Origin of the sequence: Streptomyces sp. NPDC006602 (assembly GCF_042870385.1) — a bacterium.
GTDB lineage: Bacteria > Actinomycetota > Actinomycetes > Streptomycetales > Streptomycetaceae > Streptomyces.
In genome coordinates, this window is sequence record NZ_JBIAHG010000015.1 from 1 (window position 1) to 16471 (window position 16471).

General features: G+C 69.4%; 17 protein-coding genes and 3 tRNA genes. 6 read left to right on the plus strand and 14 right to left on the minus strand.

Annotated features, from left to right (window positions below):
- Positions 1 to 531: 531 nt before the first annotated feature.
- From ACFYO2_RS30495 to ACFYO2_RS30525, 7 genes are all read right to left on the minus strand, one after another.
- Complete coding sequence (locus ACFYO2_RS30495) at positions 532 to 1974, minus strand: DHA2 family efflux MFS transporter permease subunit (protein WP_388355449.1); 1443 nt, start codon at positions 1972 to 1974, stop codon at positions 532 to 534.
- A 91-nt stretch (positions 1975 to 2065) separates the two neighbouring features.
- Positions 2066 to 2635, minus strand: coding sequence for a TetR/AcrR family transcriptional regulator (locus tag ACFYO2_RS30500; protein ID WP_388355451.1), 570 nt, complete (start codon positions 2633 to 2635; stop codon positions 2066 to 2068).
- Between the two features lie 136 nt (positions 2636 to 2771).
- Positions 2772 to 3200, minus strand: a complete 429-nt coding sequence (locus ACFYO2_RS30505) for a MaoC family dehydratase (protein WP_388355453.1) — start codon at positions 3198 to 3200, stop codon at positions 2772 to 2774.
- A 4-nt stretch (positions 3201 to 3204) separates the two neighbouring features.
- Positions 3205 to 3657 (minus strand): MaoC family dehydratase N-terminal domain-containing protein, encoded by a 453-nt coding sequence (locus ACFYO2_RS30510; RefSeq protein WP_388355455.1) that lies wholly within the window; start codon positions 3655 to 3657, stop codon positions 3205 to 3207.
- An 86-nt stretch (positions 3658 to 3743) separates the two neighbouring features.
- Positions 3744 to 3908: a 50S ribosomal protein L33 gene (rpmG, locus tag ACFYO2_RS30515; protein WP_003948671.1), complete on the minus strand. Its 165-nt coding sequence runs from the start codon at positions 3906 to 3908 to the stop codon at positions 3744 to 3746.
- A gap of 87 nt (positions 3909 to 3995) precedes the next feature.
- Positions 3996 to 4068: transfer RNA gene (locus ACFYO2_RS30520), tRNA-Met, on the minus strand.
- Positions 4069 to 4114: 46 nt separating this feature from the next.
- Positions 4115 to 4187, minus strand: a tRNA-Thr gene (locus ACFYO2_RS30525).
- A 273-nt stretch (positions 4188 to 4460) separates the two neighbouring features.
- Here ACFYO2_RS30525 and ACFYO2_RS30530 point away from each other — a divergent pair.
- The 3 genes from ACFYO2_RS30530 to ACFYO2_RS30540 all read left to right on the plus strand — a co-directional run bounded on the left by ACFYO2_RS30530 (position 4461) and on the right by ACFYO2_RS30540 (position 6889).
- Positions 4461 to 5747, plus strand: a complete 1287-nt coding sequence (locus ACFYO2_RS30530; RefSeq protein ID WP_388355458.1) for an amidohydrolase family protein — start codon at positions 4461 to 4463, stop codon at positions 5745 to 5747.
- A gap of 96 nt (positions 5748 to 5843) precedes the next feature.
- Positions 5844 to 6500 (plus strand): NAD(P)H-binding protein, encoded by a 657-nt coding sequence (locus ACFYO2_RS30535; protein WP_388355460.1) that lies wholly within the window; start codon positions 5844 to 5846, stop codon positions 6498 to 6500.
- A gap of 2 nt (positions 6501 to 6502) precedes the next feature.
- Complete coding sequence (locus ACFYO2_RS30540; RefSeq protein WP_388355462.1) at positions 6503 to 6889, plus strand: nuclear transport factor 2 family protein; 387 nt, start codon at positions 6503 to 6505, stop codon at positions 6887 to 6889.
- A 30-nt stretch (positions 6890 to 6919) separates the two neighbouring features.
- On the opposite strand, the gene ACFYO2_RS30545 is transcribed toward ACFYO2_RS30540, so the two are convergent.
- Entirely contained in the window at positions 6920 to 7132 is a 213-nt protein-coding gene (locus ACFYO2_RS30545; protein ID WP_388355464.1) for a hypothetical protein, read from the minus strand.
- 345 nt (positions 7133 to 7477) lie between these two features.
- Here ACFYO2_RS30545 and ACFYO2_RS30550 point away from each other — a divergent pair, with 345 nt between their 5' ends.
- Positions 7478 to 8131: a hypothetical protein gene (locus ACFYO2_RS30550; protein ID WP_388355466.1), complete on the plus strand. Its 654-nt coding sequence runs from the start codon at positions 7478 to 7480 to the stop codon at positions 8129 to 8131.
- Between the two features lie 629 nt (positions 8132 to 8760).
- On the opposite strand, the gene ACFYO2_RS30555 is transcribed toward ACFYO2_RS30550, so the two are convergent.
- Positions 8761 to 8842: transfer RNA gene (locus ACFYO2_RS30555), tRNA-Tyr, on the minus strand.
- Positions 8843 to 9076: 234 nt separating this feature from the next.
- Between ACFYO2_RS30555 and ACFYO2_RS30560 the strand changes: the two genes are divergently transcribed.
- A complete protein-coding gene (locus ACFYO2_RS30560) occupies positions 9077 to 9565 on the plus strand; it encodes a YajQ family cyclic di-GMP-binding protein (RefSeq protein ID WP_286064023.1) in 489 nt (162 codons plus the stop codon).
- Positions 9566 to 9674: 109 nt separating this feature from the next.
- Here ACFYO2_RS30560 and ACFYO2_RS30565 read toward each other — a convergent pair whose 3' ends face one another.
- Positions 9675 to 9941, minus strand: coding sequence for a GlsB/YeaQ/YmgE family stress response membrane protein (locus ACFYO2_RS30565; RefSeq protein WP_388355468.1), 267 nt, complete (start codon positions 9939 to 9941; stop codon positions 9675 to 9677).
- 177 nt (positions 9942 to 10118) lie between these two features.
- Here ACFYO2_RS30565 and ACFYO2_RS30570 point away from each other — a divergent pair, with 177 nt between their 5' ends.
- Complete coding sequence (locus ACFYO2_RS30570; RefSeq protein WP_388355470.1) at positions 10119 to 11369, plus strand: APC family permease; 1251 nt, start codon at positions 10119 to 10121, stop codon at positions 11367 to 11369.
- Positions 11370 to 11911: 542 nt separating this feature from the next.
- On the opposite strand, the gene ACFYO2_RS30575 is transcribed toward ACFYO2_RS30570, so the two are convergent.
- The 4 genes from ACFYO2_RS30575 to ACFYO2_RS30590 form a co-directional block, all read right to left on the minus strand.
- The gene (locus tag ACFYO2_RS30575) at positions 11912 to 12304 is read right to left on the minus strand and encodes a YccF domain-containing protein (RefSeq protein WP_388355472.1); all 393 of its coding nucleotides are present in this window, start codon (positions 12302 to 12304) and stop codon (positions 11912 to 11914) included.
- Positions 12301 to 13164 (minus strand): zinc metalloprotease HtpX, encoded by an 864-nt coding sequence (gene htpX / locus ACFYO2_RS30580; RefSeq protein WP_388355474.1) that lies wholly within the window; start codon positions 13162 to 13164, stop codon positions 12301 to 12303. Before htpX ends, ACFYO2_RS30575 begins: the two co-directional genes overlap by 4 nt.
- Before the next feature lie 208 nt (positions 13165 to 13372).
- Positions 13373 to 14896, minus strand: a complete 1524-nt coding sequence (locus tag ACFYO2_RS30585; protein WP_388355476.1) for an NADH-quinone oxidoreductase subunit N — start codon at positions 14894 to 14896, stop codon at positions 13373 to 13375.
- Positions 14893 to 16467: an NADH-quinone oxidoreductase subunit M gene (locus ACFYO2_RS30590; protein ID WP_388355478.1), complete on the minus strand. Its 1575-nt coding sequence runs from the start codon at positions 16465 to 16467 to the stop codon at positions 14893 to 14895. The genes ACFYO2_RS30585 and ACFYO2_RS30590 overlap by 4 nt, the downstream gene beginning before the upstream one ends.
- Positions 16468 to 16471: the final 4 nt, after the last annotated feature.

The window sequence follows — 16471 nt, forward strand, 5'->3', positions numbered from 1 at the left end:
AACCATCCCCCCCGGGGGCTCCCCGCTGGGGGGGGGGGGGGGTTCGGCGGGGGGGGGGGGGGGGGGCGGGGACGTGTCGGGGGGTGTCCGTCCTCGGAACGGCGCGGAATCGGTCGCTCACCAACTTGACGGTGTTGACGCGCCAACCCTGCGGGCGGACACCCCCCGACACGTCCCCTTGCCGCCGTACGCGCCTGCGGGAGCGCCCACCTTGCGGCGCCGCCGGTGGCGGTGACCTCTTGGCCGACCGCCAGCCCTGCGGGCGCCCCCCCGACACGTCCCCTTCGCGCCGTACGCGGGTGCGGGAGCGTCCACCTTGCGGCGCCGGTGGCGGTCTGGCGAGGTGCACCTCTTGGCCGACCGAGTCGGGTGGTGGGTGGGCATAGGCCGGGGGACTGGGGGCGGAGCCCCCAGTCGGCGGACGCGCAGGTGCCGGGTGCCGGGTGCCGGGAGACGTGGGGTAGCCGGGGCCGCCCGCACGAGACGACCGGTCCCGTCGGTAGCTACGGGACCGGTCGTGTCGTGCGCTGGTTACCGAGAGACGGTCTCCTTTACCGGCGCCGCGACGGCATCGTCGGACACCGCCACCCGCGCGGAGTGCTTCCGTCCCGGGATCAGCAGCGCCGCAACTCCGGCGCCGGCCACCACCACCGCCCCCGTCACCAGCGCCGGCCGCAGCCCGTCGACAAAGGCCTGCCCGCTCTCGTAGCCGCCCTGTGCCGAGAAGATCGACGCCATGACGGCGATGCCGAGCGCGCCGCCGACCTCGCGCAGGGCGTTGTTGGCGCCGGAGGCGATGCCCTGTTCGTGGGCGCGGACACTGGACATCACCAGGTTGGAGGCGGGGGCGAAGAACAGGGCCATGCCGATGCCGCTGATGATCAGGCCGGGCAACTGGACGCCGTAGGACGCGTCGGCAGTGACCACGGAGGCCATCCACGCGAGGCCGGCCGCCTGGAGGAAGAGGCCGGCGGCGACGACCGGGCGGCCGCCGATGCGGTCGGAGAGGATGCCCGCGATCGGCGCGACGAGCATCGGCATGCCGGTCCAGGGCAGCATCCGCAGGCCCGCCTCGGTGGGCGAGTAGCCGAGCACGCCCTGCATGTACTGGCTGAGCAGGAAGATCGACCCGAACATTCCGAGGAACATCAGCAGGCTCGCCACGTTGATGCCGGTGAAGGCGCGGTTCCGGAACAGCCGCATCGGCAGCATGGGGTTCTTGTTGTGGATGCCGTGGTGGACGAAGCCGGCGAGCAGCGCGGTGCCCGCGAACAGGCCGGTCAGTACGAGAGGGCTGGTCCAGCCGTCGACGGGGCTGCGGACCAGGCCGTAGACGATCCCGAACAGGCCGGCGCTGGCGAGCAGGGTGCCGGGGATGTCGAGCCGGGCGCCGGTGCCGTGTGACTCGGCGAGGCGGAGTCGGGCGAGCGGCAGGAGGGCGATGCCCAGCGGGACGTTCAGCCAGAAGATCCACTGCCAGGAGATGTGTTCGGTCAGGCTGCCGCCGATGAGCGGGCCGGAGGCCACGGCGAGGCCGTTGACGGCGCCCCAGATGCCGTACGCCATTCCGCGCTTGGCGGCGGGCACGGCCGCTGTGAGGAGGGTGAGCGTCAGCGGCATCATGATCGCCGCGCCTACACCCTGGACCGCGCGTGCGGCGATGAGGGAGTCGATGCCGGGCGCCATGGCCGCGGCGGCGGACGCCGCGGTGAAGACGGCGGTGCCGATGATGAAGAGGCGACGGCGGCCGAAGCGGTCGCCGAGCGCCGCGCCGAACATCAGGAAGACGGCGAAGGTGAGCGTGTAGGCGCTCACCGTCCATTCCAGGTCGTCCAGCGCTCCCCCGAGATCCTTGCGGATGGAGGGCAGGGCGGTGGTGACGACGAGGTTGTCGAGGGCCGCCATGAACCCGGCGACGCTGGTGATGACGAGGGCCCAGACGGCTCCCCCGCGACGTGCGGTCTGCTGTGACATCTCTCCCCCAGAGAGTGATCATCCAGATCGGTTAGTTATTGATTACTAACTTTCGCGCTCATGAAAAGGTGCTCGCGACGCCTTCGCTTCGCTACTTCTGCAGCCGACCTTCGAGTCGCGCCGACGGGTAGAGCCCTTCCCAGACCCTGTGCTCGGGCGGGAAGCCCATGGCCACCAGGCAGTTGATGAGCATGCCGTACGCCATGAAGGTCGTCGTCTCCTTGGCGTCGCCACCGAGGGGCAGGTGCACCGTGTCCCACAGCCGCATCCAGCCGGCCCGCACCGCCTCGCCGAACTCGTGCTCCCCGACCTCCGCGGCGGCGGCCACGGCGACGTACACCTGCATCTGCATCATCAGCCGCTCGGGCTGCTCCGCGATGACCTTGGTGTACGCGTTCGCCATGGCACGCAGGGCCTCTTCACCCTCAAGCCCCTTGGCGGCCTCCTCGAAGGTGCGGATGCTGTCGTCCATGCACCGCTCGGCCGCCGCGATGAAGATGGCCTTCTTGCCCGGGAAGAGCCGGAAGAGGTACGGCTGCGAGACGCCGACCCGCTTGGCGATCGCCTCGGTCGAGGTGCCGTGGTAGCCACCACGGGCGAACTCGGCCGTTGCCGCACGGATGACGCTCTCGCGCCTCTCTTCTGCGCTCATCCTGACCATGGCAGTAAGTTAGTGCTCAATCACTAACTACGTCAAGGGCTCATGTTCCTGGCCCAGGATGACCGAGAAGTGCCCATGCGCCCCACGAGTAAGGGGCGCCCCACAATGGAGGACGCCCCTTACCGCCGCTCCGGCGTCAGGCCAGCCGTACGACCGCCCGCGACATGCCCAGCACCTTCTGCCCGGCGCTGGTCGCCGTGAGGTCCACGCGGACCGTGTTGTCGTCGAGTTTGGCCGCTACCTTGCCGCTGACCTCGATGGTGGCGCCCTTGTCGTCGTTCGGGACGACGACGGGCTTGGTGAAGCGGACGCCGTACTCGACGACCGAACCCGGGTCGCCGGCCCAGTCGGTGACCACGCGGATCGCCTCGGCCATGGTGAACATGCCGTGCGCGATGACGTCCGGCAGCCCGACCTCCTTGGCGAACTTCTCGTTCCAGTGGATCGGGTTGAAGTCGCCGGAGGCGCCGGCGTACTGGACGAGGGTGGCGCGGGTCACGGAGAACGTCCGGGCGGGCAGCTCGGTGCCGACCTCGACGTCGCTGTACGCGATGTTGGCGGTCATCTGCTCAGCCCCCTTCGGTCGCGCGGGCGACGAGCTTGGTCCAGGCGGTCACGACGTGCTCGCCGGCCTCGTCGTGGACCTCGCCGCGGATGTCCAGAATGTCGTTGCCCGCCATGGACTTGATCGCCTCGATGGTCGACGTGACCGTGAGCCGGTCACCGGCGCGCACGGGGCGGACGTAGGCGAACTTCTGGTCACCGTGCACCACCCGGCTGTAGTCGAGGCCGAGCTGCGGGTCCTGAACGACCTGTCCCGCCGCCTTGAAGGTGATCGCGAACACGAAGGTCGGCGGGGCGATCACATCGGGGTGACCGAACGCCTTGGCGGCCTCCGGGTCCGTGTACGCGGGGTTCTCATCACCCACCGCCTCCGCGAACTCACGGATCTTCTCCCGGCCCACCTCGTAGGGGTCGGTGGGCGGATAGGTCCGCCCCACGAAGGACTGGTCGAGCGCCATGGCTCGGTACCTCCTGAAGTCTGCTGAACCGAAACGACGTGAGGCCGCCCCCCGACTGCGGGGGCGGCCTCACGTACGAGCCTGATTTATCGCGTTTCGCGGTGCGCGGTGTGCGCGTTGCAACGCGGGCAGTGCTTCTTCATCTCCAGTCGGTCCGGGTTGTTACGCCGGTTCTTCTTGGTGATGTAGTTCCGCTCCTTGCACTCCACGCAGGCCAGCGTGATCTTCGGGCGGACGTCGGTGGCAGCCACAGGAGTGCTCCTTGACGAACGGATGGGACATTAATGCATAGAAGAGTAGCCGATCGAAGGACCGACCCCACAATCGGCTACTGTCAGTAGCGGTGACCGGACTTGAACCGGTGACACAGCGATTATGAGCCGCTTGCTCTACCGACTGAGCTACACCGCTGAGATGCGATCAGGACCCGTCTTGCGACGGGAACCTTTCACACCAGAGCCCCAATACGGAATCGAACCGTAGACCTTCTCCTTACCATGGAGACGCTCTGCCGACTGAGCTATTGGGGCGAGCGATGAAGACATTACACGCTCGGCCGCCGTTCACCCAAATCCGTTTCCCGGCCCCCGGCGCGCCCCGATCCGCGGCCCTCCCACGGGCCTCGGAGGCCCGTCCCGTATGACTGACCCACACCGGTAAGACTATTGCGCTCCTCCCCGTGGTGAGCAGGTCGTCACCCTAGGCTCGTCTCACTCTGCGTGATCTTGCGTCCCTTTATCCCCTTGTGCAGTCCCCAGCCCTGCAGCCCCCGAGCCCCGCAGCCCCCGAGCCCCTGGAGCGCGATGCCCGACAGCCAGCCGCAGCCCGCCCACTCCTCCTCCGGTGCTTCCTCGGGTGCTTCCTCGGGTTCGGCGTCCGGGCGGTCCGAGGGGACGTCTCTCCTGTTGTGCGGCGCGCGGCTCACCGACGGCCGGGCGGTGGACGTACGGCTGGACGGCGGGCGAATCGAGGCGGTCGGTACGGCGGGCAGCCTCGCGGGCGGCGAGGCACGCGCGGGTGGCGCGCGCGTGGATCTCGGTGGCTATCTGCTCCTGCCGGCCCCGGCCGAGCCGCACGCCCACGCCGACACCGCGCTGTCGGCCGACGCCGAGGGACCGGTCTCCTACGACGCCGGGGACGTCCGACGCCGGGCCACCGAGGCCGCCCTGCTGCAACTCGGGCACGGGGCCACCGCGCTGCGGGCACACGTGCACGTGGGCGACGTCCAGGGGCTCGGCGCGCTGGCCGCCGTACTCCAGGCACGGCGTGCGCTGCGCGGGTTCACCGAGCTGACGACCGTGGCGATGCCGAGAGTGCTGACCGGGGTGGCCGGGGCCGACGGGCTCGCGATGCTGCGGGACGCGCTGAAGATGGGCGCCTCCGTGGTGGGCGGCTGTCCGGATCTCGATCCCGATCCGACGGGCTATGTGCAGGCGGTCCTGGACGTCGCCTCCGAACACGGCTGCCCCGTGGACCTGCACTCCGACGCCACCGACCCGGCCCGCCTGTCACGGCTCGCGGCCATGGCCGGCGGGCTGCGCCCCGGAGTGACCCTCGCGCCCTGCGGCGGCCTGGGCCGCCTGCCCGCCGAGGTGGCGGCCCGTACCGCCGACCAGCTCGCGGCGGCCGGCGTGGCGGTGGTGTCCCTGCCGCAGGGCGGTTGCGGAGGCGTCGAACGGCGGGGCACGGCTCCGGTACGGCTGCTGCGTGCGGCCGGAGTGCGGGTGGCGGCCGGCAGCGGCGCGCTGCGGGACGTCTCGAACCCCGTGGGCCGCGGGGACCCGCTGGAGGCGGCCTATCTCCTGGCCTCCCGCTATGGTCTGCGCCCCGAGGAGGCGTACGACACGGTGAGCACGTCGGCCCGGGCGGTGCTGGGTCTGCCCGAGGTACGCGTGGAGGCCGGATTCCCGGCCGAGTTGCTCGCCGTGCGCGGTGAGCGGCTGGCGGGGGCGCTGTCGCTCGCGTACAGCCGGATCGTGGTGCACCAGGGGCGCGTGGTGGCGCGGACGAGCGCGGTGCGGGAGTACTGCAACACGGCTGCGACGGCGGAGTTGGGGCTGCCTCGGCAGGGGCGGGGCGAGCTGTCGTAGGGGGTGGCCCGCGGGCGGTACGCCTCGTGCGTACGCCTCTGAGGTGTGGCCGGAGTCGTGCGGCGGATGCGGCTCTTCGGGCGTACGGTCGAAGCCATGCGCATTGTCATCGCTGGTGGTCATGGTCAGATCGCGCTGCGGCTGGAGCGGCTGCTCGCCGCGCGCGGGAACGAGGTCGCGGGGATCATCCGCCGCTCCGAACAGGGCGACGACCTGCGGGAGGCCGGTGCCGAACCGGTACTGATGGACCTGGAGTCGGCCTCGGTGGAGGAGGTCGCGGCCTGTCTGCAGGGCGCGGACGCGGCGGTCTTCGCGGCGGGCGCGGGCCCGGGCAGCGGGGTGGCCCGCAAGGACTCGGTGGACAAGGCCGCGGCGGTGCTGTTCGCGGACGCGGCGGTCCGGACGGGCGTACGGCGTTTCGTGGTCGTGTCGTCCATGGGCGCGGATCCGGCGCACGAGGGCGACGAGGTCTTCGACGTCTACCTTCGCGCCAAGGGCGAGGCGGACGCGTACGTGAGCGGACTGGATGCCCTGGACTGGACGATCCTGCGGCCCGGTTCGCTGACGAACGACGTCGGCACCGGTCTCGTACGACTGGAGGCGCACACGGGCCGGGGCTCGGTGCCGCGCGACGACGTGGCCGCCGTACTGGCGGAGTTGGTGGATTCTCCGGCGACGGCCGGCCTGACCCTGGAGCTGGTCGGCGGGTCCTCGCCGGTGTCGGTGGCGGTGAAGTCGGTGGCGGGGAACTGAAAATGCCCGCCGAGGCGGTGCCGGCGGCGCGTGAGGCGCTGCTGCGGCGGATGTACGAGGTCTTCTCCACCGACGAGCGGGACGCCTTCCTCGAGCGGTGCCTGGCCCCGGACGTGGACTGGCCGAACATGCTGGACGGGGTCCGGCTGCACGGCCGCGAGGCGGTACGCGCGTACTGGGCGGGGCAGTTCGCGGTGGGGCATCCCCTCGTACGGCTGGAGGGGCTGCGGCTCGACGAGGACGACGAGGCGGTGGTGGCGACCGTGCGTCTCGGGATGCGGGATGCGAGTGGGGAGCACTGGGCCGGGACGGTCGAGCATGTGTACCGGTTCGGCGGGGCCGGGTCGGTGACGCGGATGGACGTGCGGCCCGGCCCTCAGGACCGGTGAATCCCGCCTGGAACGACGTGTGAATCCCGCCTAGAACAGGGGCAGCTGTCCGGGGAAGACGGGGACTGCGTACCCGTCCAACGTCGGCTGCGCGGCTCCGAGTTCCGCCTGCCGCCGGGAACCGGCGCACGAGACGAGGTCGCCGCTCTCGCGTGCGCCGGGCGGGTCATGCCGGGCGAAGCGTCCGGCGACGACCGCGATCTCACGACGGCATTCGGGGCAGTGTCTACGGCGGGTGGACATGGGATCAGTGTGCCCCGCCGCGAATTCTTCACCGCGCATCCCCAAAAATCGGCCCCACTTGCTCAGCCGATCAACTGACTTGGCTTGCGCATGTCGCGCTGCCCCCGGACCGACACGGCGCGGGAGCGGTCGTCGGATGCCGCCCTTTTCCAAACGTGGGGGCGGTCGTGGCATCCGTTCGTGCTGCCCGGCAGGTATACGCACGTTGAGGTGCACAAGGCAGGCAGGAACGGAATGGCTCGCTGGCAACTCGACAGGATGCTGCCTGAAGACGTGCCCCCTCTGCCGACCGCCGTCGCAGGCCACGGCACCTAGCTCTTCAGCTGGGAGGGTGAGCAGCTGGAGATGCGCTACGAGTACGCTGCCCGTTCAGGTGGCCTGCAGTTGAAGCATCATGCGTTCGACACCGGTGAATCACTCGAGGTGGACAGGACGGGAACCAAGAAGAACCTCCCTGCGCACTGTCTCAAGGCGTCGCCGGCAGATGAGTGCGCATCCGAGGGTGAGGAATGCTTCGTGGATGCCGTCGCGTATCTCCCAGCGAATGCACGGGCGGCGAAACAGCGCAGGTGGGCGAACGCGCGCTCCACTACCAGCGTTGGGTGCCAGGCAGGAGCCGTGCTCGGTGCCGCGGCGGGCGATCACCGGCTTCACGCCGAGACCCCACACCAGGCGGCGGTACCTGTCGTGATCGTAGCCACGGTCACCCAGCACCACATCCGGGCGGCGCCGGAGCCGGCCGCGCTGGCCCGCACGGGCGGCACGGCTTGGAGGAGTGGGATCAGCTGGGTGACACCGTTGCGGAAGTCCCGCCGCAACGACGCCGGCGCTTTGGCAGCCATCACGCCGGCGGTCGTGAAGACCACAGTCGGCCAGCCGTCCCCTCGCGCGCTCCGCACCGCCCTCTACGGGTGGGCCTACAACAAGAGACGTTGGACTCAGGAGCACCCCAGCGACGTCACAAAGGCCCTGCGCTGGCCAAGTCCGGGCCTTGCTTGACGGAGTGCGGAGGCAGGGCGAGCGTGGCGCACACCCTGAGGCGTTCTTCGGATGCCTGTCCTACGCCGCCATGCGCCCCGCCGAAGCGGTTGGGCTGACCGCGTCGCAGTGCCACTTGCCAGAGAGCGGTTGGGGCAAGCTCACTCTCCGAGGCGGGGCCCACGCCGGACGTTCGTCGCGATGCTCAGGCGGCACGTTCAGCGCTACGGCACGGATTCGGACAGCCGGCTGTTCCGTACAAGCCGCGGCGGCGTGATTCAGGACACGGGGTATGGCGAGGCCTGGGCAGACGCCCGCGAAGCCGTGCTGATGCCGCACGAGTTTGCCTCGCCGCTTGCCCGGCGTCCTTACGACCTCCGAAGCGCCGGAGTCTCCTTCTGGCTCTCCAGCAGGGTCGACCCCATGGAGCAAACCTCCAGATCGAGGCTGGCCTGCGAGAATGGGAGAGAGACGGCACTCCCCTCCTGGGGGACGTCTGGGGGACACGCGCTGATCAGGCTTGGGACTCCCCTGAGATCAGGTGAGACAAACCGCGCGCTTTTTCGATATCCGTTCGAGTGAGCCTGTTCGAATAAGAAAGACCCCCTCCACTCTGCGTTTCCGCAGATCGGAGAGGGTCTACCTTCATGTGGCGGCGCCAGGATTCGAACCTGGGAAGGCGAAGCCGGCAGATTTACAGTCTGCTCCCTTTGGCCGCTCGGGCACACCGCCGGGGTTTGCTGCCCTTCGAACCGCGTTTCGGCGGTGCTCCGTGGCAACGACGTAAACGATACCCGATGGGGAGGGGTGCTTCGCCACCCGATTGATCTGCGCTCGAAGGTCGGTGGGTGGCTAGGCTTGTCCGGATGCGGCCCGGGGCGACACCGGGCTCGGCGCCCGCCCCCACGTACGCCGATACGCACGTACGCACCCAGATACGCACCCTGATACAAGGAGCCACAGGACATGGCCGACTCCAGTTTCGACATCGTCTCGAAGGTCGAGCGGCAGGAGGTCGACAACGCCCTCAACCAGGCCGCCAAGGAGATCTCGCAGCGCTACGACTTCAAGGGTGTGGGTGCCTCGATCTCGTGGTCCGGTGACAAGATCCTGATGGAGGCGAACTCCGAGGACCGGGTGAAGGCTGTCCTCGACGTCTTCCAGTCCAAGCTGATCAAGCGCGGGATCTCGCTGAAGGCGCTGGACGCGGGCGAGCCCCAGCTCTCCGGCAAGGAGTACAAGATCTTCGCGTCGATCGAGGAGGGCATCTCGCAGGAGAACGCGAAGAAGGTGGCGAAGATCATTCGCGACGAGGGTCCGAAGGGCGTGAAGGCCCAGGTGCAGGGCGACGAGCTGCGGGTCAGCTCGAAGAGCCGCGACGACCTGCAGGCCGTCATCTCTCTCCTGAAAGGCAAGGACTTCGACTTCGCGCTGCAGTTCGTGAACTACCGGTAGGTCGTGCGAGCGGGCTGCTCGTACGAGGAAGGGTGGGCGCCCGGCGGTTTCCCGGCGGGGGCCCACCCTTCTCGCCTGCTGGCTGCGGTCCAGGGATGCTTCCTCGCGCTCAGTCGCGCGAGTTGCCGAACAGGAGGCGGTAGGTGATCAGGAGGACGAGCGAGCCGCCGATCGCCGCCGCCCAGGTCGTGCCGTCGTAGAACTCTTTGCTGATCGGGTGGTCCAGCCAGCGGGCCGATATCCAGCCGCCGATGAACGCGCCCGCGATGCCGATGAGTGTGGTGCCGATGAAGCCGCCCGGGTCGCGGCCCGGCAGCAGGAACTTGGCGATGGCTCCGGCCAACAGACCGAGAATGATCCAGCTGATGATGCCCATGGCCTGAACCTGCCCTTCCGTTCTGTGCCCGCACTGTCTTTGCCCTGTGACTTCCGTCGCGGCAGGCTGTGTTCTCGGGCCGTGCGCGTACCGCTGCGCGCGAGTGTTCGTGTTGTGTTGATGAAGAGGACGTCACGGCTGCACCCGGCGGTTGCAGGGATCAGTAGGGTGCGGCATATGACACGTTCTGGAGCCGAACTGCGGCGCACCCTGGGGGTGGGAGACGCGGTGGTCATCGGGCTGGGCTCGATGATCGGCGCCGGTATCTTCGCCGCCCTGGGGCCCGCGGCGCGTGCGGCCGGGTCCGGGCTGCTGCTCGGGCTGGCGGTCGCCGCCGTGGTCGCCTACTGCAATGCCACCTCCTCGGCTCGGTTGGCGGCCCTGTACCCGGCCTCCGGCGGCACGTACGTGTACGGTCGCGAGCGGCTCGGACCGTTCTGGGGTTATATCGCGGGCTGGTCGTTCGTGGTCGGGAAGACGGCCTCCTGTGCGGCGATGGCGCTCACTGTCGGGACGTACGTCTGGCCGGGGCAGGCACATGCGGTGGCGGTCGCGGCGGTGGTGGCGCTGACCGCGGTTAACTACGGCGGTGTCCAGAAGTCGGCCTGGCTGACCCGGGCGATCGTGGCGGTGGTCCTGGGGGTCCTCGCTTGTGTGGTGGTCGTGTGTCTGGGGTCCGGGTCGTCTGATGCCGGGCGGCTGGACATCGGGGCGTCGGGCGGGGCGGGCGGGGTGCTTCAGGCGGCCGGTCTGCTGTTCTTCGCGTTCGCGGGGTACGCGCGGATCGCGACTCTCGGCGAGGAGGTACGGGATCCGGCGCGCACGATCCCACGCGCGATCCCGCTGGCCCTGGGCATCACGCTCGTGGTGTACGTGTGCGTGGCGGTGGCTGTCCTTTCCGTGCTGGGGGCAGGCGGTCTCGGGGACGCGGCGGCGCCGCTGGCCGACGCGGTGCGGGCGGCCGGGGTGCCGGGACTGGTGCCGGTGGTGCGGACGGGCGCCGCCGTGGCCGCGCTGGGCTCGCTGCTCGCCCTGATCCTGGGCGTCTCGCGGACCACGCTGGCCATGGCGCGGGACCGGCATCTGCCCGGCGCGTTGGCGGCCGTCCATCCGCGGTTCCAGGTACCGCACCGGGCCGAACTGGCCGTGGGTGCGGTGGTCGCCGTCCTGGCCGCGACGGTGGATGTACGCGGTGCGATCGGGTTCTCCTCCTTCGGTGTGCTGGCGTACTACGCGGTGGCCAATGCGTCGGCCTGGACGCTCGGTTCGGCTCCGGCGGCTCGGGTGGTTCCGGCGGTAGGGCTGCTCGGGTGCGCGGTGCTGGCCTTTGCGCTGCCGGGGGTCTCAGTGGTGGTGGGGGCGGGGGTGCTTGCGGTGGGTGCGGCCGCGTACGGGGTACGGCGCCGGGTGGCGGGGCGGGATTCGTAGCGGCAGAGGAAAGGCCGGGGGCGGGTGACGGGGAGCGGGTGACGGGGAGCGGGTGACGGCACGCCCAGTCGTCCGCCCGTTTCGGCAACTGGGCGCTCGCGGCCATGGGTTCATCATGCAAGGCCCCGCTGACAGTCGGGTGGAGCTGTGGACAACCACCTGCCTGTGGAAAACGTGGCTTGTGGCGAACCGGCGGTCACGCGAGGCGGACGTCGACGCCTCTGGCGGTCATGAAGGTGAGCAACTCGTCGAAGGTCGGCGGCGGTCGTCGACGAGCGGTGTCACGCCGAGGCGGGTACGGGCGATGCGGGCGTCGTGCCAGACGAGAGTGAAAGGCGGGGCGGCACCCCAACGGCCGCGCAGGCAGTCGTCGAAGGCCGCGCTGCCCCAGGGCCGTTCACGGCCTCACCCATCGCGCAGAAGAAGCCGGGCTCGTGGCACAGCGCCCACGTCTCCTCGTAATCCTCCTCGCCCTCGAACTCGGCCACTCCGTCGTACGACAGCAGGAGGTACTTCGGCTGCCCCACCCCTGGGTCCGCCTGTCAGCGGGTCGCGAACGGCTGGTCGGACGGCACGATTTCGCGGCCCAGCGGGAACAGTGAGACCGGGATCAGCTTGAAGTTGGCGATGCCGAACGGGATGCCGATGATCGTCACGCACAGGGCGATGCCGGTGACGATGTGGCCGATGGACAGCCACCAGCCGGCGAGGACCAGCCAGAGCACATTGCCGACGCAGGAGGGGGCGCCCGCGTCGCGGCGCTCGATGGTGGTGTAGCCGAAGGGCCAGAGGGCGTAGACGCCGATGCGGAAGGCCGCTATGCCGAAAGGGATGCCGATGATCGTGATGCACAGGAGCAGGCCCGCGGCCAGGTAGGCGAGGAACAGCCAGAAGCCGCTCAGGACGAGCCATATGACGTTCAGGATGGTTTTCACTGGGATCGACCTGCCATCTTCTCGAGCCGGGCGATGCGTTCTGCCATCGGCGGGTGTGTCGAGAACATCTTGGATAGCCCCTGGCCTGGTCGGAAGGGGTTCGCGATCATCATGTGGCTCGCGGTCTCGATGCGGGGCTCAGGGGGCAACGGGAGCTGTTTGGTGCCCAGTTCGAGCTTGCGCAGGGCGCTGGCGAGGGCGAGGGGATCGCCGGTGAGCTGGGCGCCGGACGCGTCGGCCTCGTACTCCCTGGAGCGGCTGATGGCGAGTTGGATGAGGCTGGCCGCGAGCGGGCCAAGGATCATGATCATCAGCATGCCGAGGAGGCCGGGGCCGTCGTCGTCATCGGAGCGGCCGATCGGGATCAGCCAGGCGAAGTTGACCAGGAACATGATCACGGAGGCGAGGGCGCCGGCGACCGAGGAGATCAGGATGTCGCGGTTGTAGACATGGCTGAGTTCGTGGCCGATGACGCCGCGCAGCTCGCGCTCGTCCAGGATGCGCAGAATGCCCTCCGTGCAGCACACGGCGGCGTTGCGCGGGTTGCGGCCGGTGGCGAAGGCGTTGGGCGCCTCCGTCGGGGAGATGTACAGGCGGGGCATGGGTTGGCGGGCCTGGGTGGAGAGGTCACGGACCATGCGGTAGAGGGCGGGGGCCTCGAACTCGCTGACGGGGCGGGCGCGCATCGCGCGTAGAGCGAGCTTGTCGCTGTTCCAGTACGCGTAAGCGTTGGTACCCAGGGCGATCACTACCGCCACGACGAGCCCCATGCGGCCGAAGAAGCTGCCGAAGACGATGATGAGTGCGGACAGTCCCCCGAGGAGTACTGCGGTCCTTAGCCCGTTGTGCCGGCGGTGCACGGTACGCCCTCCAAGTCGCGCAGCAGGGGAACCCTTTGCTTGCTGATCTCACTCAAATGATCTTGCTTACTGACTCCGACGCCACTGGTGTCGTGGTGTCACGTCCAGTGGACCCTCCCGTTCTGGTCAACGCCAGGCGAGGGCTTCGAGTTCCCTGGTACGTACGGCGGCACGCGTGGGCCGTCCGGGTGAGGGCACAGGTACCCCCTCAGAAGAGCCCGGTGTCGGTGAAGCGCAGGACCAGCTGAGGTGCTCCGGAGAGGGCGATGCCCAGGACGCCGGTGAGGGCGATCGCGGCGGTGAGGGGGGCCGGGACGCGGTGCTCGGCGACTTCGCCTTCGGGGGCGCGGAACAGCAGGGTCGTCCACTGGAGGTAGTAGAACAGCGCGATGACGACGTTCACGGCCATGACCACGGCGAGCCAGCCGAGGCCCGCGTCGACGGCCGCGGAGAACACGGTGACCTTCGCGAAGAGGCCGATGATGCCCGGCGGCAGTCCGGCCAGGCAGAGCAGGAAGAAGGCCAGGAGGAGCGCGGCGAGGGGGTTGGACGCGTACAGGCCTCGGTAGTCGGAGACTCGGTTGAGGGACTTCGTACGGCCGACCAGTGCGGCCACGGCGAAGGCGCCGAGGTTCACGGCGGCGTACATGAGGGCGTAGGCGACCGTGGAGCCGATCGAGTGCTCGGGGTCGTCGGAGTACGCGGCGGCGGCGATCGGGACGAGGAGGTAGCCGGCCTGGCCGACGGAGGACCAGGCGAGCAGCCGTACCGCGCTGTACGCGCGCGTGGCCTGCTGCCGCAGAGCTCCGACGTTGCCGACAGTCATGGTCAAGGCGGCCAGTGCGGCGAGCGCCGGGCCCCAGACGTCGGCGTACGAGGGGAGGGCGACGACCGTGATGAGAATGAGGCCGGAGAAGCCGACTGCCTTGCCGACGACCGACAGGTAGGCGGCGATCGGGAGGGGCGCTCCCACGTAGGTGTCCGGTACCCAGAAGTGGAACGGGACGGCGGCCGTCTTGAAGGCGAAGCCGATGATGGTGAGGACGACGCCGGTCTGGGTGAGGGTGTGGAGCTGTCCGTCGATGTGCTGGATGCGGTCGGCTACCTGGGTGAGGTACAGGGTGCCTGTGGTGGCGTACACGAAGCTGATGCCCATGAGGCTGACCGCGGTCGCGGTGACCGAGGACAGGAAGAACTTCAGGGCGGCTTCGGAGGACTTCCTGTCGCCGTGCCTGAGGCCGACGAGGGCGAAGGCGGGCAGGGAGGCGACCTCCAGGGCGACGATCAGGGTCGCGAGGTCGCGGGAGGCAGGCAGGAGGGCGGCGCCGGCCGCGGAGGACAGCAGCAGGAACCAGTACTCCCCTTCGGAGAGTCCCTTGTCGGCGTCCTTGAGGGCGGTGACCGACAGGAGGGCTGCGAGGAGGGCGCCGCCGAGGACCAGGAGCTGGAGGACGAGGGTGAAGCGGTCGGCCGTGTAGCTGCACACGTCGGGCGCGCCGGTCAGGCAGAAGGTGCTGCGGTCGCCGTCCAGGAGGGGGAGCAGCATGAGCGTCGAGGTGGCGAGACCCGCGACCGATCCCCAGCCGAGCAGCGCCTTCTTCTTTTCGCCGACGAACAGGTCGGCGACGAGGACGACGAGTCCGACGACCGCCGTGATGGTGGGCGGCGCGATGGCGAGCCAGTCGACGGACTGGACGAGATTCGCGGCCAGCGGTTGGGCCAGGGAGCTCATCGGGTGCCTCCTGCGAGGAGCTGCTGCACGGCCGGGTCGGTCAGGCCGAGGAGGGCCTTCGGCCAGAGGCCGGAGACGACGGTGAGGACGACGAGCGGGGTCCAGGCGACGAGCTCGTAGGTGCTGACGTCGGCGAGCTTCGGGGATTCCTGCCGTACGGCGCCCATGCAGACGCGGCGGACCACGATCAGCATGTACGCGGCCGTCAGCAGCGTGCCGAACGCCGCGATCGCCATGAAGGTGAGGAAGGCGGGGCGGCTGAGGTCGTCGGCGGGCTCGAACGCGCCGAACAACGCCAGCATCTCGCCCCAGAATCCGGCGAGGCCGGGCAGGCCGAGTGAGGCGACGGCGGCGAAGGCGAGCAGGCCGCCGAGGCGGGGGGCCTTGCCGTAGAGAGCGGCGCCGGTCTCCTCGGCGAGGGTGTCGAGGTCGGTGGTGCCGGTGCGGTCCTTCAGCGCCCCGACCAGGAAGAAGAGGAGGCCGGTGATCAGGCCGTGGGCGATGTTGGCGAACAGGGCGCCGTTCACGCCGGTCGGGGTCATGGTGGAGATGCCGAGCAGGACGAAGCCCATGTGGCCGACGGACGAGTAGGCGATGAGCCGCTTGAGATCGCCCTTCGCGCCCTGCTTGGCCAGGGCCAGGCAGGCCAGGGATCCGTAGATGATCCCGACGACGGCGAACGCGGCGAGATAGGGCGCGAAGGTGCGGAAGCCGTCCGGCGTGATCGGGAGCAGAATCCGGACGAACCCGTACGTACCCATCTTCAGCAGGACGCCGGCCAGCAGAACCGAGCCGACGGTTGGGGCGGAGGTGTGGGCGTCGGGCAGCCAGCTGTGCAGCGGCCACATCGGCGTCTTGACCGCGAGCCCGATCCCGATCGCCAAAACTGCGATGACCTGCACGGATGTGGTCAGCGACCGGCCGTTGTCAGTGGCGAGTGCCACCATGTCGAATGTGCCCGACGTGATTCCGATCAGGAGCAGGCCGAGCAGCATGACTACGGAACCGAGCAGGGTGAAGAGGATGAACTTCCAAGCCGCTTGGGTCCGTTGCTCACCGCCCCAGCGGGCGATGAGGAAGTACATCGGGATGAGGACCATCTCGAAGGCGAGGAAGAAGAGGAGCAGGTCGAGGACGGCGAAGGTCGCGAGGGTGCCGGACTCGAGGACGAGCAGCAGGGCGACGAATGCCTTCGGGGTCGGTCCCGCGGGCATTTTGAAATAGGAGTAGAGCGCGCAGAGGAAGGTCAGGAGCGCGGTCAGGACCAGAAGGGGGAGGGAGATGCCGTCGATGCCGAGGTGGATCCGCACGTCGAGTGCGGGGATCCAGCTGATGTCGGTCGTGGCCTGCATCTTCGACGGGTGGTCGTGGTCGAAGCCGAGCGCGAGGACGACCGCGGCGATGAGGATCGCGCCGGTGACCGTCACGCCGTGCCGCAGCACAGCCTGGTCGGGTGACTTCCCCTTCAGTCCGGGCGGGGCCGGCAGCAGAGCCGTAGCGGCGCCGAGAAGCGGGCCGACCACGATCAACGCCAGAAGGGCCTGCATCACGGACTCGTTGATATCGATCACGCCT

Coding starts and splice junctions, on each gene's coding strand:
- ACFYO2_RS30495 (WP_388355449.1), bottom strand. CDS start 1,974: ATGTCACAGCAGACCGCACGTCGCGGGGGAGCCGTCTGGGCCCTCGTC.
- ACFYO2_RS30500 (WP_388355451.1), bottom strand. CDS start 2,635: ATGGTCAGGATGAGCGCAGAAGAGAGGCGCGAGAGCGTCATCCGTGCG.
- ACFYO2_RS30505 (WP_388355453.1), bottom strand. CDS start 3,200: ATGACCGCCAACATCGCGTACAGCGACGTCGAGGTCGGCACCGAGCTG.
- ACFYO2_RS30510 (WP_388355455.1), bottom strand. CDS start 3,657: ATGGCGCTCGACCAGTCCTTCGTGGGGCGGACCTATCCGCCCACCGAC.
- ACFYO2_RS30530 (WP_388355458.1), top strand. CDS start 4,461: ATGCCCGACAGCCAGCCGCAGCCCGCCCACTCCTCCTCCGGTGCTTCC.
- ACFYO2_RS30535 (WP_388355460.1), top strand. CDS start 5,844: ATGCGCATTGTCATCGCTGGTGGTCATGGTCAGATCGCGCTGCGGCTG.
- ACFYO2_RS30540 (WP_388355462.1), top strand. CDS start 6,503: ATGCCCGCCGAGGCGGTGCCGGCGGCGCGTGAGGCGCTGCTGCGGCGG.
- ACFYO2_RS30545 (WP_388355464.1), bottom strand. CDS start 7,132: ATGTCCACCCGCCGTAGACACTGCCCCGAATGCCGTCGTGAGATCGCG.
- ACFYO2_RS30550 (WP_388355466.1), top strand. CDS start 7,478: ATGCGCTACGAGTACGCTGCCCGTTCAGGTGGCCTGCAGTTGAAGCAT.
- ACFYO2_RS30560 (WP_286064023.1), top strand. CDS start 9,077: ATGGCCGACTCCAGTTTCGACATCGTCTCGAAGGTCGAGCGGCAGGAG.
- ACFYO2_RS30565 (WP_388355468.1), bottom strand. CDS start 9,941: ATGGGCATCATCAGCTGGATCATTCTCGGTCTGTTGGCCGGAGCCATC.
- ACFYO2_RS30570 (WP_388355470.1), top strand. CDS start 10,119: ATGACACGTTCTGGAGCCGAACTGCGGCGCACCCTGGGGGTGGGAGAC.
- ACFYO2_RS30585 (WP_388355476.1), bottom strand. CDS start 14,896: ATGAGCTCCCTGGCCCAACCGCTGGCCGCGAATCTCGTCCAGTCCGTC.